6 protein-coding genes are annotated in these 16,216 nt (G+C 68.2%); 4 read left to right on the top strand and 2 right to left on the bottom strand.

The window, feature by feature from the left end:
• Positions 1 to 73 precede the first annotated feature (73 nt).
• A complete protein-coding gene (locus ACH442_RS11035; RefSeq protein ID WP_396337786.1) occupies positions 74 to 10,939 on the top strand; it encodes a LamG-like jellyroll fold domain-containing protein in 10,866 nt (3,621 codons plus the stop codon).
• Between the two features lie 23 nt (positions 10,940 to 10,962).
• Complete coding sequence (locus ACH442_RS11030) at positions 10,963 to 11,430, top strand: hypothetical protein (RefSeq protein ID WP_396337785.1); 468 nt, start codon at positions 10,963 to 10,965, stop codon at positions 11,428 to 11,430.
• Between the two features lie 84 nt (positions 11,431 to 11,514).
• Here ACH442_RS11030 and ACH442_RS11025 read toward each other — a convergent pair whose 3' ends face one another.
• Positions 11,515 to 12,573 (bottom strand): LacI family DNA-binding transcriptional regulator, encoded by a 1,059-nt coding sequence (locus ACH442_RS11025; protein ID WP_396337784.1) that lies wholly within the window; start codon positions 12,571 to 12,573, stop codon positions 11,515 to 11,517.
• 259 nt (positions 12,574 to 12,832) lie between these two features.
• The gene (locus ACH442_RS11020; protein ID WP_396337783.1) at positions 12,833 to 13,030 is read right to left on the bottom strand and encodes a hypothetical protein; all 198 of its coding nucleotides are present in this window, start codon (positions 13,028 to 13,030) and stop codon (positions 12,833 to 12,835) included.
• Positions 13,031 to 13,147: 117 nt separating this feature from the next.
• Between ACH442_RS11020 and ACH442_RS11015 the strand changes: the two genes are divergently transcribed.
• Positions 13,148 to 14,206 (top strand): lactonase family protein, encoded by a 1,059-nt coding sequence (locus ACH442_RS11015; RefSeq protein WP_396337782.1) that lies wholly within the window; start codon positions 13,148 to 13,150, stop codon positions 14,204 to 14,206.
• A gap of 296 nt (positions 14,207 to 14,502) precedes the next feature.
• Positions 14,503 to 16,170: a VWA domain-containing protein gene (locus ACH442_RS11010; RefSeq protein WP_396337781.1), complete on the top strand. Its 1,668-nt coding sequence runs from the start codon at positions 14,503 to 14,505 to the stop codon at positions 16,168 to 16,170.
• The last annotated feature ends 46 nt before the right edge of the window (positions 16,171 to 16,216 follow it).

Genomic DNA, 16,216 nt, shown 5'->3' with positions numbered 1-16,216 from the left:
GGGGGAGGGGCGGCCGATGCGCCGTGCGGTGGGCCGGATCGCGATACTTTGCGCGGTCCTACTTGGATTGACGGTGGCCGCTCCGGTCGGCGCCGTCCGGGACCCGGAGTTACCGGTCTCGTGGCTGTGGTCCTGGTGGTCGCAGCGACCGGCGTGGGCGTTCGGAACTCCGGGGGTGCCCAAGCAGGGGCACGGCGACGGTGGCCCGGACGACGCGGGATACGCCGACACCAAAGCGGGGGGCGGGACCGGGCGGCCGTTCAAGCAGGCCGCCGGCACGCTCGACGCGTACCAGCCGCACGACCCGGCCACCAAGGCCGGCGGCACCGGCCCGGCCGAGGAGGGCTTCGACCCGAAGACCAGCGTCCGTGACCAGGACCGGTCGACGCAGCTGTCGGACGTGTTCACCAACGCCGACGGCACGGTCACCACGAAGACGTACCCGCGGCCGGTCAACTTCCGGGACGATTCCGGTGACTGGCAGAAGATCGACGTCAGCCTGAAGCGCGAGTCGGACGGCAGACTGCACGCCGCCGCCAACGCGATGGACACCTCGGTCGCCACGCAGGCGCCGGTGCCGGCGAAGGTCACCCCGCAGCGGGTCGCCCCGAGCGGCTCGCCGAGCGCCGCCGCGCCGAGCCCGGCCGCATCGAGCCCGGCCTCGCCGAGTCCGGCCGGGTCGAGCCCGGCCGCAGCGACGGCCACCGCGACCGCGCCGGCCACGCTGGCCAACCTGGAACTGCCCACCGGCGAGAGCGTCGGTTACTCGCTGCTCGGCGCCAACCCGGTGACCGCGACGGTGAACGGCAACGTCGCCACCTACCCGGGCATCCTGCCGGAGACCGACCTCGAGCTGGAGACGTTCGACGCCGGCATCAAGGAGACGATGGTCCTGCGCTCGCCGCAGGCGTCCAACGTCTGGACGTACCCGCTGACCCTGAACGGCCTGACCCCGCGGGTCGACGCCACCGGCGGGATCGAGCTGCTGAACAAGGCCGGCAAGGCCGTGGCCTGGCTGCCCAAGGGCTCGATGCAGGACTCGAAGGTCGACCCGCACTCCGGTGCCGCGGCCGAGTCGACCAAGGTCGCCTTCTCGCTCGTCCAGCAGGACGGCGGGACCGCGCTGCGGGTCGAGGCCGATCGCGCGTGGCTGAACGACCCGGCGCGCGTCTACCCGATCCGGGTCGACCCGACCGCGACCACCGGCACCACCGGTGACGTCATGGTCGACAACGACTCGGACACCAACAACAACGGTGACAACCTGCCGGTCGGTACCTACAACAGCGGTACGACCAAGGCTCGCTCGTTCATCCACCTGGACGACTTCGACACCGACATCAAGGGCAAGCACGTCACGGCGGCAACGCTCAAGCTGTACCTGACCTGGACCTACAGCTGTGACACGGACCGGATCTTCTATGTCCGCAAGGCTTCCTCGAAGTGGACCGTCGCCGACCTGACCGCGCTGAACACGTTCACCGGCACACCGGGGTACTCCGCGGCGATCGGCTCGCTGACCGTCACCGACCCGGGCGCGGCCTGCACCAACACCGGCGGCGACCGGAGCAAGGGCAAGTGGGTCTCGGTGCCGCTGGACGCGGCCGCGATCGACGCCTGGTCGAAGGGCGACGCCAACTACGGTCTGGCGCTGACCGCCTCGGAGACCGACAGCTACGCGTGGAAGCGGTTCACCTCGGCGAACTACTCCTCGGGGGCGTACAAGCCCGAGCTCTCGGTGACCTACAGCAACAACGTGCTGCCGCAGGTCGACGTCCGGTACCCGGCCAACAACTCGGTGAGCTCCACACTGACCCCGGAGCTGCTGGTCAAGGGCCACGACTCGGACAAATGGCCGGGCAAGGGCCTGACCTACGTCTTCACGGTGCTCAGCGCCGACGGCAAGACCACCGTCGCCACCTCGCCGGCGGTCGACTCGTCCTGGACGGTGCCGGCCGGCAAGCTCGCCTGGAACACGACGTACCTGTACACGGTCCGGCCCTACGACCAGTCCGCCTACGGCGCCACCTCGGCCGCGTACGCGTTCACCACGAACGTCCCGCAACCGGTGGTGACCAGCAACCTGGCGCAGAACGGCGGCAAGGGCTTCGACTCCAGCATCGGTAACTACACGACGTCGGCGACCGACGCGAACATCGGCACGGTCGGCCCGTCGCTGGCGATCAACCGCAGCTACAACAGCCTGGACACCCGGACCGACACGGCGTTCGGCACCGGCTGGTCGAGCATCCTCGACGCCAAGGCGACGCAGACGCTGGACGCGGCGAACACGCTGCAGTCGGTGCGGGTCACCTACCCGACCGGCGAGGAGGTGGCCTTCGGGCGCACCTCGGCCGGCGCGTTCATCCCGCCGTCCGGCCGCTTCTCGACGTTCGAGGAGGTCAAGTCCGGCACCACGCTGACCGGTTACAAGCTGACCGACAAGAACTCGACGGCGTACGTCTTCGGCCGCGACACCGGCGTGACCGGGGCCAAGGTGTTCCGGCTGACCTCGGTCACCGACGCCAACGGACGCACGCTGACGATCGCGTACGGCACGGACGGCAACCCGTCGACGGTGACCGGCGCCTCGGGTCGCAAGCTGACGGTCGCCTGGACCAAGGCGGCCGACGCGACCGCGTACCACGTGGCCACGGTGGCCACCGACCGCGTCGACGCGAACGACGCGAACAGCGCCAACACCTGGCAGTACGGCTACACCGGTGACCGCCTGGCCCAGGTCTGCCAGCCCAACGACTACCAGCACTGCTGGGCGTACGGCTACGACCAGACCGCGCAGCACGGCACCACCGTCCTGAACCTGGACCCGGAGGCGTACTGGCCGCTCAACGAGGCGACCGGCGCGAGCGTGGCGAAGAGCCGGGTGCTCTCCAACGCCGGCGTCGACGCCGCCCAGTACCGCAACGTGAACCTCGGTCAGGCCGGTCCGCTGGCCGCGGCCGGTCCGACCACCGCGGGCTTCAACGGCACCAGCTCGTACGTGCAGATGCCGGCGAACCTGATCGCCACGGGCCAGTACCAGTCGCTGAGCATGTGGTTCAACACCTCCACGCCGAACGGCGTGCTGTTCAGCTACAACGCCGACCCGATCAGCAAGGGCAGCACCACCGGCAGCTACACGCCCGCGCTCTACATCGACAAGAACGGCAAGCTGCGCGGTGAGCTGTGGATGGGCAACGCCACGCTGGCGATGAAGTCCACCACCACGGTGACCGACGCCAAGTGGCACCACGTGGTGCTGGCCGGCGCCGGTGACTCGCAGACCCTCTACATCGACGGCAAGGCCGAGGCGTCCCTGGCCGGCACCATCTACTCGGTCGAGAACCTCGCCGCGAACATCAACGTCGGTTCCGGGTACGTCGGTGGTGGCTGGCCCGATCACGCGAACACGGGCGTGGCGACCGCGACCCCGGCCTGGTTCTCCGGCTCGATCGCCGACGTCGCGTTCTACAACCAGACGCTGACCGCCGACGCGGTGACCAAGCTGAACACGTCCGGCCGGGTCACCCAGCCGGTGCTGTCCACGGTCACCCGCCCGAGCGGCGGCGTGACGGCCAAGGCCACCTACGACAAGAACACCGGCCGGGTCGCCTCGGTCGTCGACGAGAACGGCGGCACGTGGACCCTCGCCGAGCCGACCGTCGCCGGTAGCAGCCTGGTCTACGCCGGTGCCGTCCTGGGCGCGAAGCCCAAGGACTACTGGCGGCTGGGCGACGACCAGAACGCGGCCGACCCGGTCAACGAGGTCGCCGGTGGCACCGCGGTCTACAACGCGGTGCAGGTCGGCCAGAGCGGTCCGTTCACCGACGCGACCGCGACCGCGTTCGACGGCGCCTCCTCGTACGTCGAATTGCCTTCCGACGACATCCCGGCAGCTGGTCCGAACAGCGTCGAGATGTGGTTCAAGATGCCGAAGAGCAGCACCAAGGGCGGTGTGCTGTTCGGTTCCCAGATCGACCCGGTGGGCGAGGCCTCGGCCGGCGGCTGGACGCCGGCGCTCTACGTCGGTATCGACGGCAAGCTGCGCGGCGGCTTCTGGTCCGGCTCCTCGGCCAACCAGATGACCAGCACCACGCTGGTCAACGACGGCAACTGGCACCACGTGGCCCTGGTCGCCTCGACCACCGCCCAGGCGCTCTACCTGGACGGCACCCCGATCGGCACGCTCGCCAAGGCGCCGGTCGCGTTCGGCGCCCTGCACGCGTACGTCGGTGCGGGTCGCTGGTCCGGTGGCTGGGCCTCGCACGGCACCGCCGACTTCGGCTGGTGGCCGGGCTCGATCTCCGAGGTCGCGTACTACGACACCGTGCTCAGCCCGGCTCAGGTCGCCGACCACGTGGTCAAGGCCCAGCAGACCGCGCCGGTCTCGATGACCATGGTGGCCGGGACGAAGACGCCGATCGCGATGCCGGTCTCGCAGGTCACGGTGACCACGCCGGCCGACGTGGACGGCAAGCGGGCCACCCAGGTCTCCTACTTCGACCTGGTCAACGGCAACCGGATCGTGGCGCAGACCGACGAGCGGAACAAGACCACGCAGTACGGGTACGACGTCGGCGGCTACTCCAGCATGGTCTGGGATCCCAACGGCGTGCTGACCCAGACGTTCCAGGACGCGCGGGGCAACACCAAGCAGTCGGTGACGTGTCAGGACCAGTCGGCGAAGAAGTGCTCGTCGGTCTACTACACGTACTTCCCGGACGCGACGACCACCACGCTGACTCCGAACCCGAAGAACGACCTGCTGCTCACGGTCCGTGGGGCCGGTTCGACCGGCGAGACCGACAACCGTTACCTCACCACCAACGAGTACGACGCCAAGGGCAACCTGATCACGGTCACCGAGCCGGAGGGGCGGGTCACCAGGACCGCGTTCACCGACGCGACAACGGTCGCCGCGGACGGGGGCACGCCCCCGGCGGGCCTGCCGACGAAGGTGACGATGCCGGGCGGCGGGTTCCAGACCGTCACGTACTTCAAATCCGGTGATGTGGCCCAGGTGACCGAGCCGGCCGGCAAGATCACCAAGTTCACCTACGACGCGCTGGGCCGGGTGCTCACCGAGACCGAGGTGACCAGCACCAACCCCGACGGCGTGACCACCACGCACAGCTACGACAAGCTGGACCGGGAGGTGACGGAGAAGGCTCCGGCGGTCACCAACCGGGTCACCGGCGCGGTGCACACCGAGGTCACCACGACCGTCTACGACCTCGACGGCAACATCACCGAGGTACGGCAGGAGGACGCGACCGGTGGTGACACCGCGCGCGTCGAGAAGCACGGCTACAACCAGTACGGCCAGGAGGTCAGCTCGACCTCGCCGGGCGGGGCGACGACCACGTTCACGTTCGACAGCCTGGGCCGGGTGATCAAGCAGACCAGCCCGGACGGCACGGTCACCAAGAGCGTGTACGACGAGGCCGGCAACCTGACCGAGACCTGGCTGCTCGGCTGGACCGGCGACCCGAACCACGCACAGGACCCGGTCGATCTGCGGGTGGCCCGCAACGTCTACGACGACGCCGGTCGCCTGGCGGCCGAGGTCGACGCGCAGGACTGGACGACCAACCACTACTACACGGACAACGGGCTCGAGGCCAAGGTCGTCCGCACCGACGGGACGAACTCGTTCGTCGTCGAGCAGAACGAGTACGACGACGCCGGCAACCTGGTCACCGAGTACACCAACAACCTCACGACCAAGACCACCCACACGTACGACCTTGCCGGTCGTGAGACGTCGTCGACCGCCGACCCGGACGGGCTCAAGCGGACCACCAGCGTCGTCTACGACAAGGACGACAACGCGCTGACCACGACGCAGAGCGATGCGTCCGGCTCGGTGCTGAGCAAGATCGAGGCGCTGTACGACAAGGCCGGTCGCGCCGTGGCGCAGACGCAGTACGTCTCCGGTTCGGTCAGCCCGGTCGCCCGGTGGAAGCTCAGCGACGGCACCGGCACGCGGGCCGCCGACAGCGCCGGCAACAGCCCGGCCGACGTCACCACGGGCACCGTGGCGTGGAGCAGTGACGGCGGCGGGTCCGCCGTGCTCTCCGGCAACGGGTACCTGACCAGCAACAACGCGGTCGTCGACACGCGCCGGGCGTTCACCGTCTCGGCCTGGGTGAAGATCGCCGACAAGAACCAGCTGTACCGGGCGGTGTCCGGCGGTGGCGGCAAGCAGCAGTCCCCGTACGACCTCGCCTACGACCAGGAGAGCGGCCGCTGGCGCTTCCTCGTGGTCAGCGACGATGCCGCCGACACGAACTCGGGCACCGAGGCGCTCTCCACGAGCACCCCGGCCGCGAACACGTGGACGCACCTGACCGGTGTCTACGACCCGGCCGACCAGTCGACCAAGCTCTACGTGGGCGGCACCCTGGAGAGCACCTCCACCGGTGCTGTCTTCGGGACGACCGGCCCGGTCTACATCGGCTCCGGCATGTGGAACAACGAGCTGGGCGACGACCTCAACGGCAGCATCCGCGACGTGCAGGTCTACCAGCAGGCGCTCTCCGCCACGGACGTCAAGGCGCTGGCCGGCGGCACTCTCGCGGCGACCAGCAACAAGATCACGCGGACCGCTTACACGTACGACGAGGAGGACAACGTCACCTCGGTGACCGATCCGCGTGGCTACACCAGCTACACCTCGTACGACGAGGACGGCAACGCGGTGAAGTCGACCGCGCCGGCGGCCAAGGCCGAGTCGGTGGCGACCGGTGAGGTCACGGCGAACGCGGTCTCGTGGACCGGTTACAACACGTTCGGCGAGGTCACCGACTCCAAGGACGCGCTGGGCAACTGGTCGGTGACGTACTACGACGCCGACGGCAAGCCGACGCTGCAGCGCAGCCCGAGCTACACGCCGCCGGGCGAGACGACGCCGATCACGCCGGAGACGATCACGACCTACACCGACTCCGGTGAGGTCAAGACGATCACCGACCCGTACGGCAACGTCACCCGGTACGAGTACGACCAGCTCGACCGGATGTCGAAGATGATCACCGCCGACGGCGGCGAGACGACGTACAGCTACGACAAGATCGGTGACCTGCTCACCTCGACCGACCCGACCGGGGCCGTCTCCGCGACGACCTGGGACTACATGGGCCGGCAGGAGAAGAGCACGCAGATCGTCCGGGCACCGTCGGCGGCGTCGTACGAGACGAAGTACGAGTACGCCCCCAACGGGCAGGTCGCGAAGGTCACGTCGCCGACCGGGGTCACGCAGAGCGTGAAGTACAACGCGCTGGGCGAGACCGTCGAGTCGTACGACGGGGCCAACAACAAGACGACCATGACGTACGACGGTCTGGGCCGCCCGACGAAGACGACCCTGGCCGACAACACCTACAGCACCACCACGTACGACATGGCCGGTCAGACGGTGTCGTCGAGCGAGTACAGCTCGGCCGGCGCGCTGCTGACCACCGAGTCCAGCCAGTACGACGCGGCCGGCAACGTGGTCGCGGCGGTCGACGCCCGCAAGCACACGACCACCTACGAGTACGACCCGACCGGCATGCTGATCAAGGAACGGCAGCCGATCAACGACTCGGACGCGATCGAGACGAGCTTCGGGTACGACCTGGAGGGCAACCGGACACGGTTCACCGACGGACGTGGCAACGCGTTCTGGACCACGTACAACGCGTGGGGTCTGCCCGAATCGCAGATCGAGCCGTCGACGGCGGCACACCCGAACCTGGCCGACCGCACGTTCACGGTCGTCTACGACAAGGGTGGCCGGGTCGTCAAGCAGCTGCTCCCGGGTGGAGTCTCGGTCAGCAACACCTATGACCTCATGGGTCAGCTGACCAAGCAGTCCGGTGCCGGTGCCGAGGCGGCCACCGTCGACCGCACCTTCGGGTACGACAAGGACGGCCGGATCACCAAGTTCTCCGGGGCCGGCGGCGACAACGAGGTCACCTACGACGACCGGGGTCTGGCCACCTCCATCAGCGGTTCGTCCGGGAACTCGTCGTTCACCTACAACGGTGACGGCGCGATGACCTCGCGAACCGACGCGGCGGGCACGACCAACTACGGGTACGACACCGCGGGCCGCCTGCAGAAGCTGACCAACAGCGGCAAGGGCGTCGACGCGACGTACAACTATGACGTTCTGAACAGCGTCAAGAAGATCACGTACGGGACCGGCAACAGCCGCAACTTCACCTACGACGACGCGCACCGGCTCAAGACCGACGACCTCACGTCGTCGACCGGTACGTCGATCGCCAAGGTCGAGTACGGCTGGAACGAGAACGACGACCTGACGTCGAAGAAGACCACCGGGTTCGGCGGTCAGACGATCAGCAACACCTACTCGTACGACTACGCCGACCGGCTCACCTCGTGGAACAACGGGACCGCCACGACGGTGTACGCGTACGACAAGTCCGGCAACCGGGTGCAGAACGGCAGCAAGCTGTTCACCTACGACGCCCGTAACCGGCTGCTGACCGCGGACACGGTGAACTACAACTACACCGCCCGCGGCACGCTGAACTACGCCGGCACGACGCTGACCAAGACCGACGCGTTCGGTCAGGTCATCTCGCAGGGCGACCGCAACGGCGGGACGCAGACGTACCAGTACGACGGGCTGGGCCGGGCCGTCAAGGACGGCTTCTCCTACACCGGGTCGGACAACGACCTGGCTGCGGACAGCCAGGCGTCCTACGTCCGCGGGACCGGCAACGAGGTGATCGCCGAGACCGCGACCAGCGGCGGCGGCACCAAGCTGGCCTGGACCGACCTGCACAACGACGTGGTCGCCCAGTTCACCGCGACCGGCACCGCGCTGGACGGCTCGACCGTCTACGACCCGCTCGGCAAGACTGTCGCCAACGCCGGACAGATGATCGGCAGCCTCGGCTACCAGTCGGAGTGGACCGACACCGCGACCAGCCGGGTCAACATGATGGCCCGCTGGTACAACACCGACACCGGACAGTTCGACACCCGTGACACGGTCTCGAACAGCCCCGTCGGTGACTCGGTCAACGCCAACCGCTACCAGTACGGCGACGCGAACCCGCTCACGGTGACCGACCCGACCGGCCACTTCGGCTTCGGATCGATCTTCAAGAAGGCGACCAGCTTCGTCAGCAACACGTACCACGCGGTTTCGTCGTACGTCTCCTACTCGTACGCCTCGGCGTACTCGTACGCCTCGGCGACCTACCACCGCTCGGTGAGCGCGGTCAAGGCCACGTACCACCGCACGGTCAAGGCCGTGAAGAAGGCCGCCCACCGCGTAATCAAGCGGGTCAAGCACTACGCGTCGAAGGTGAAGCGGTACGTCAAGAAGCAGGTCGCCAAGGTCAAGAAGAAGGTCAAGAAATTCGTGAAGGCGGCTGTCCACAAGGCAGCCAAGATCACGAGGGCCGTCATCAAGAAGGCCAAGGCGGCGGGTAAAGCAGTCACCGCAGCCGCGAAACGGGTAGCCAAGAACCCGGTCGCGGCAATCAAGGACGCGGCCAAGGCGACCAAGAAATTCGTCGTCGAGCACAAGGACGCGATCATCGAGGTCGCGGCCATCGGCGCCGGGATCCTCGCCGGCATGGCCTGTACCGCCGCCACCGCCGGCGCCGGCGCGGTGGCCTGCATGGTCGGCGCGTCTGCCCTGGTCAACCTGGCCAAGGATGCTGCCCAGGGCAACATCAGCTCGATCGGTGACGCCCTCGGCTCGCTGGGCACCGGCGCCCTCACCGGCCTGATCGGCGGCGCCGGCGGCGCCATCGCCGGCAAGGTCGGCACCCTGGTCGCCGGCAAGGTCGGCACCGGCTTCCTCGGCCGGATGGCCACCGAGGCCGTCGAGAACGGCGTCGACGAGGTCTTCAACCAGGCCGTCACCACCGGCCGGGTCGACCCGCGTTCCGCGGCTCTGAGCATGATCCCGGGTCTTGGCGCCTTCGCAGGTGGCAAGAAGGGTGGAGGTAAATCCTCCGACGGCGGTGGGCTCGAAATGGCTACCGGCCTCATCAGCGGAATCTCCGGTGGCGGGTCCTGTCCGCTTCCGGCATCGGCTAAGCACAGCTTCGAGCCGGACACGAAGGTCTTGATGGCCGACGGCTCGGAACGGCCGATCCAGGACATCAACGTCGGCGACGAGGTCGTGGCGACCGATCCCGTGACGGGGAAGACCATCGAGCAGCCCGTCACCCAGTTGCACCGCAACACCGACCACGAGTTCTCCGATGTCACCGTCAAGAACCAGGACGGTGAGTCCTCGGTTCTGAACGCCACTCAGAACCACCCGTTCTGGGACGACACCGATAAGGCGTGGGTCGAGGCGAAGGACCTCAAGGCGGGTGATCACCTCAAGGTCGAGGGCAAGGGCGACGTTGTCGTCACCGATGTTCACAACTACGACGGCACCAAGGAAATGCGCGACCTCACCGTCGGCGACATCCACACTTACTATGTGATCGGTGGAGAGGCTCCGGTCCTCGTCCACAATGCCACTCCGGTCAAGAAGTGTGGTAAAGCCGCGGCCGGTACCGTTTATCTCGGCGCAGCGTTTTACAAGGATCTCAAGGACCCGGTTACCAAAAAGAATGTTCCGGGCACGGAGATCAACCACATGCCTGCGAACCAGGCATCACCGCTCAAGCACCGCGACGGTCCCTCGATCCAGATGGACGAGTACGACCACGTGCAGACGAGCAGTTGGGGACGTGGCGATGGCCCGGAGCAATGGCGTGATACGCAGAAGGACCTGATCAACAGTGGCCGAATCGACAGGGCCATGCAGATGGACATCGACGACGTCGTGGAGAGGTTCCCCGGAAAGTACAACAATGCTATTGCAGGGATGATGGACGACCTGCCCAACAATGCCGGTTTCCAAGCGCTCCGGACGGTAAAATCCGGCGTGCACGTTCAGATGACGCTATGGTGAGTCACCATCGTGGAGGTAGGTCAATGGCTGAGATAGCTCCTGGTGTCGGCCTGGAAGGCGTGTCGTTCGGGGAGGATCGGGAGACCCTCCGTCAGCGGCTGGGGGAACATGTGACCTTCCAGCGCAGGGCGGGTGACCCACCGATCGATCACTTCTTGGCGGAAGGCCTTCAGCTCAGCTTCGACCAGGAAGATCGGCTGGTCTTCATCGAGGGGACCGACCAGGCGGATCTGCACTACCAGGGTGTACGACTGACCGGCCAGCCGTTGGAGTCGATCATCGAGGAGTTGGCTCAGCGAGGGGTGACCGTCCGGGTCGACGACTCGGGTGCCGAGCTCGAGGGGTTGAACGTGTACCTCTACAGCCCGGCACCGGATGAGCTGGACGTCGAGGTGGAAGCCGTTGCCATACGGGGAAGCCTCCCGGCTGCACCCGTTCGGCGGGCCGCACCCGGCACCGACCACGGCGATGATGTGGCGACCCTGTTCTGACCTGGTGAGGGGAACTTCAGCTCAGGACAGGTCCGGCTCGATCGCCGCCTCGACCTGAGCCGCGCCGGCCCGGGAAGCTGCGGATCAACGCGGCGCCGGGCCGGCGCTGTTTCGGGTGATCAGGGTGGCGGGGAGCAAGGTCTGATGTGTGGGGGCGGGTTTGCCGTCCCGGGTTGATCGAAGGGCAGCGGTCAGGGCACTGGCCGCTGCCCTTCCCTTTTCCTCCACGTCCTGCCGGACCGTCGTCAGCGCGGGCCGCAACTGGGTCGCGGTCGGGCCGTCGTCGAAGCCGGTCACCGACAGGTCGTCCGGGATGCGCAGCCCCAGATCCTCGGCCGCCTGGTAGATCCCCACCGCGGTGACGTCCGAGAAGCACAGGAACGCCGTCGGCCGGTCCGGCCGGGACAACAACTCCCGGGCGTCCCGGCGGATGGCGTCCACCCGCTCGAACGGTTCCCGGATGATCACCGGCTCCAGGCCGGCCCCGTGGAACACGTCGTCCCACCCGAGTCGCCGCTGCACGGAGGCCCACCCTTCGGTCAGCACTGCCGGGTCGGTGACCACTCCGTGCTGCCCGTGGGCGCCCGCCAACGCGTACGCAATCCGGGTGTGCCCCAGATCGAGAAGGTGCCGAGCGGTGTCCTGGGCGCCGTCCCGGTCGGCGACGTTGACGCAGGCATACCCGTCCACGGGCGCCTGGTCGACGAAGACCATCGGCAGTTTGCGCCGTCGCAGCCAGGACACGGCCGGCGACGTCGGGTCGCACGAGTAGACGAGTGCACCGTCCATCGCCACGTCCCGCGCCGGGATGAGATCTTCGGTGCCGGCCGAGGTGAGCAGCGTGATGGACAGACCGGTCGGCGCGAGTTCCTCGGCGATCGCGCCGAGGAAGCTGCCGGCGACCAGGTCGGTGAAGGCGTAGCGCAGCGAGTCGGTGAGCAGGATGCCGATCGCGCCGGTGGTGCCTTTGGCCAGGGCCCGGGCGGTCGGGTCAGGCCCGGCGTATCCGAGGTCCTGCGCCGCGTCGAGGATGCGTTTGCGCAGGGTGGGGGAGAGCTGGTCGGGCCGGGAGAAGGCGTTGGAGACCGTCATCCGGCTCACGCCGACGCGATCCGCGATCGTCTGCAAGGTCACCCGTGGCACCCGGTCACCGTTCCTTTCCGCTGCCCACACGGTAGCGCCGCCCTTGACGGGCGGCCCATCGGCCGGACGGCGGCGGGAGCCGTGAGCAGGCGAGCCGGGAGAGGTGGGCGGCGCGCTCCGGCCGGACGGCGGCGGGAGCCGGGAACAGGCGAGCCGGGAGAGGTGGGCGGCGCGCTCCGGCCGGACGGCGGGAGGGGCGGAAGCCGGGTGAGGTGGGCGGCGCGTCCCCGGCCGGACGGTGGCCGGGGACGCGCCGCGACTACCGGATGAGAGCCTCGGGCCGGTATCCGCGGGGCGCGATCGCCACGGACACCTTGTAGACGGCGCGGGACAGCGACTTGCGCAGGTGCGGCTCGCGCCGGGGCGGGTCGGGCACCACGGGTGCGTCGGGCCGGGCGCTGTGCACGTGCCGGTTCTGCTCGTGCAGTCCACGGAGGTAGGCGGTGGGCAGTTCCATGACTCCTCCTAGCAAGGGCGGCGCTTTCTGTACCGGTACAGTAACCCGACGCTTCTATACCGGTCAAGAAGAGGTGCCTGCTGAGTTTCCCCGCCCGACTGTGATGGGATCGGGGGCATGGGCGCGAACGCTGAGTACGTCTTCGTCGGCTGCTACACCGGTGACAAGGGGGGCGAGGGTGATGGCATCACGCTGCTACGGCGTGACCCTGCGACCGGGGAACTGACCCGGTTGGGGCTGGCCGCGCGCACCCCGTCCCCGTCGTTCCTGGTCCAGCACCCGACCCTCCCGGTCCTCTATGCCGTCAACGAGCTGGACGAGGGCACGGTCTCCGCGTTCTCGGTCGCTCCGGACTGCGCGCTGATCCCGCTCGCGGTGCGCCCGACGGGCGGGGTCGATCCGTGCCACCTCGCGGTCACCGCCGACGGGCGGCACCTGGTCGTGGCGAACTACGGGACCGGCTCGGTCGCGGTGTTCCCGCTGGACGCCGAGGGGGCGCCGGGGGAGCGCACCGATCTGCTCACGCTGAGCGGCTCCGGTCCGGACGCCGAGCGCCAGGCGAGTCCGCACGCGCACATGGTCGTCCCCGACCGTAACGGCCCGGACGTGCTGATCAGTGACCTCGGGTCGGACCGGGTGTGGCGGTCGCGGCTGGACCCGGTCTCCGGCCGGCTCGGTGCGCCGGAGCCGGCGGTGGAGGCGAAGCCCGGGACCGGTCCGCGGCACCTGACGCGATCGGCCGACGGCGCGCTGATCCTGGCCGGCGAGCTGAGCGGGACGCTGAGCTGGTACCGGCCGGCCGGCGGCCCGACGTGGGAGCTGCGCGGCGAGGTGGGTGCGAGTTCGGCTTCCGAGGCGGTCCTCCCGTCCGAGGTGGCCGCCGGCCGCGACGGGCGTTTCGTCTACCTGGCGAACCGCGGGCCGGACACCGTGACGACGTTCGCGTGGGACGGGGAGAACGCCGCGGTGGCCGGTGAGACATCGACCGGCGGCGTTTGGCCGCGACACATGATCTTGATTGGCGATCACCTCTACGTAGCCAATGAGCGTTCACACAACGTGACGATTTTCCGGATCGATCCGGACACCGGAATTCCGGTCGCGCAAGGGGAGCCGACCGCCGAGCCGAGCCCCACCTGTCTGCTTCGCTGGAGCTCTCCGATGATCAGGCCATAGGTCAGATACGGCACCCGGGAGGATCAACGACCTATGTCCGCAAAACCGGCGCCCGGGTGCCCGAACGTGATACGGATCGACACTGCGTCGTCACTCTAGGTGTTTTCTAGATCGGCGAACGCCAATCTGAGTAACTTTCGACCGAACGTATATGGCATTCAGGTCCTGAGATGCGCAGTATGGAGCGCGTGTCTGGCCGCCATCGTAGAAACTTCAACTTAAAAGGGGCGACGGTCGTCGGAGGAGCGATGGCGATCGTTGTCGTTGTCGCGGGAACGTGGTTTGGATACAGCCAGATGGCTGATTCCAAGTGCTCCGGTTCCGTCCGGCTCAACGTCGCTGCCGCCCCGGAAATAGCACCCGCTGTGACGAGTGCTGCTGACGCCTGGTCGAAAGACGGGGGCAGCGTCAACGGCACCTGTGTGTCGGTCGCGGTGTCCCCGATCGCGCCCAGCGAGGTCGCCAGCGTGATCGCCCGCGACCACGGCGTCACCCTGGCCGGCGTCGGGCAGCCATCGGGGACCGTTCAGGTGCCCGACGTCTGGATCCCGGACTCGTCGACCTGGCAGTTGCGGCTGCGCAACGAGGCGTCCGGCTTCCAGCCGAACAAGGTCACCTCGGTGGCGCAGAGCCCGCTGGTCGTCGCCATGCCGAAGCCGATCGCGGAGAGCCAGAAGCTGGAGGGCAAGAAGGTCCCGCTGGCCTCGCTGGTGACCGCTCAGGCGCTCGGCTCGGCCGACGCGCCGAAGTTCGGCATCGTCAACCCGGGCACGGACGCCTCCGGCCTGATCGCGCTGATGGCGATCGGTCAGGCGGTCGGCACCGGTGCGGACGCGGTCAAGAGCCAGGTCCAGGCCCTCACGTACCTTTCGAAGAACAAGTCGGCGCTGCGCGACGAGCTGCTCGAGCAGTTCCCGAAGGCGGCCGACGCGGCCACCATCTCGGAGTCCCTGGGCGCCGCCCCGCTCTCCGAGGAGGACGTGATCTCGTACAACGCGAAGCGTCCGCCGGTGGAGCTGAGCGCGGTGTACCTGAGCGGTGCGAACGTCCCGCTGGACTACCCGTACACGGTGCTGCCGCAGGTCGTCGACGGTGACAAGATCGGCGCCGCGAACGGGCTGCTGACCCGGCTGACCGCGAGCGGGTTCAAGGACTCGCTGGCGGCCGCCGGTCTGCGCGCCCCGGACGGGACGTATGGTTCCGGTTTCGTGGCTCCGGCCGGTGCACCGCAGGCGTCGCCGGCGATCACCGCCGCGGCCGGTGGCGGCGACAACACCGGTGGCACCGCTGCCGCCGGGGTGGACGCGGCCTCGGTCAGCAAGGTGGTCGGTACCTGGAACGCGACCACGCAGGCCGGTCGGGTGCTGGCGGTCTTCGACGTCTCCGGCTCGATGGGCGACCCGGTGCCGACGGCGAACAACCAGAGTCGGGCCCTGGTCACGCAGAAAGCGGCCACGACCGGGCTCTCGCTGTTCAGCGACGAGTGGGCGGTCGGCGTGTGGGCGTTCTCCACGGACATGAACGGCACGAAGCCGTGGAAGCAGCTCATCAAGATCACTCCGCTGTCCACCGGCCGGCAGGACGTGGCGAACACGATCCCGCAGCTCTCGCCGAAGTCGGACGGCAACACCGGTCTCTACGACACGGTGCTGGACGCCTACAACACGGCCAAGGCCAACTGGAAGCCCGGCAAGGTGAACTCGGTCATCCTGTTCACCGACGGGGAGAACGACAACCCCGACGGCCTCAAGCAGGACGAGTTGATCGCCAAGCTCAAGGCCGCTCAGGACTCGAGCAAGTTCGTCCGCCTGGTGCTGATCGGTATCGGTAACGAGGTCAACAAGACCGAGCTGCAGACGATCTCGAACACGGTCAAGGGCAGCGGCCTCTTCATCGCCGAGGACCCGACCAAGATCACCGACATCTTCCTGCAGGCGATCGGCTCCCGCACCGGCGTCGAGTAACGCCCGCCGACCCCTCAGCGCGGCCGTCATCCCCTCCGGATGGCGG

This window comes from Actinoplanes sp. NPDC020271 (genome assembly GCF_044388125.1).
In the GTDB taxonomy this organism is placed as follows: Bacteria; Actinomycetota; Actinomycetes; order Mycobacteriales; family Micromonosporaceae; genus Actinoplanes.
Note: the sequence above shows the minus strand (reverse complement) of the source record. Positions and strands in the feature narration are given on the sequence as shown.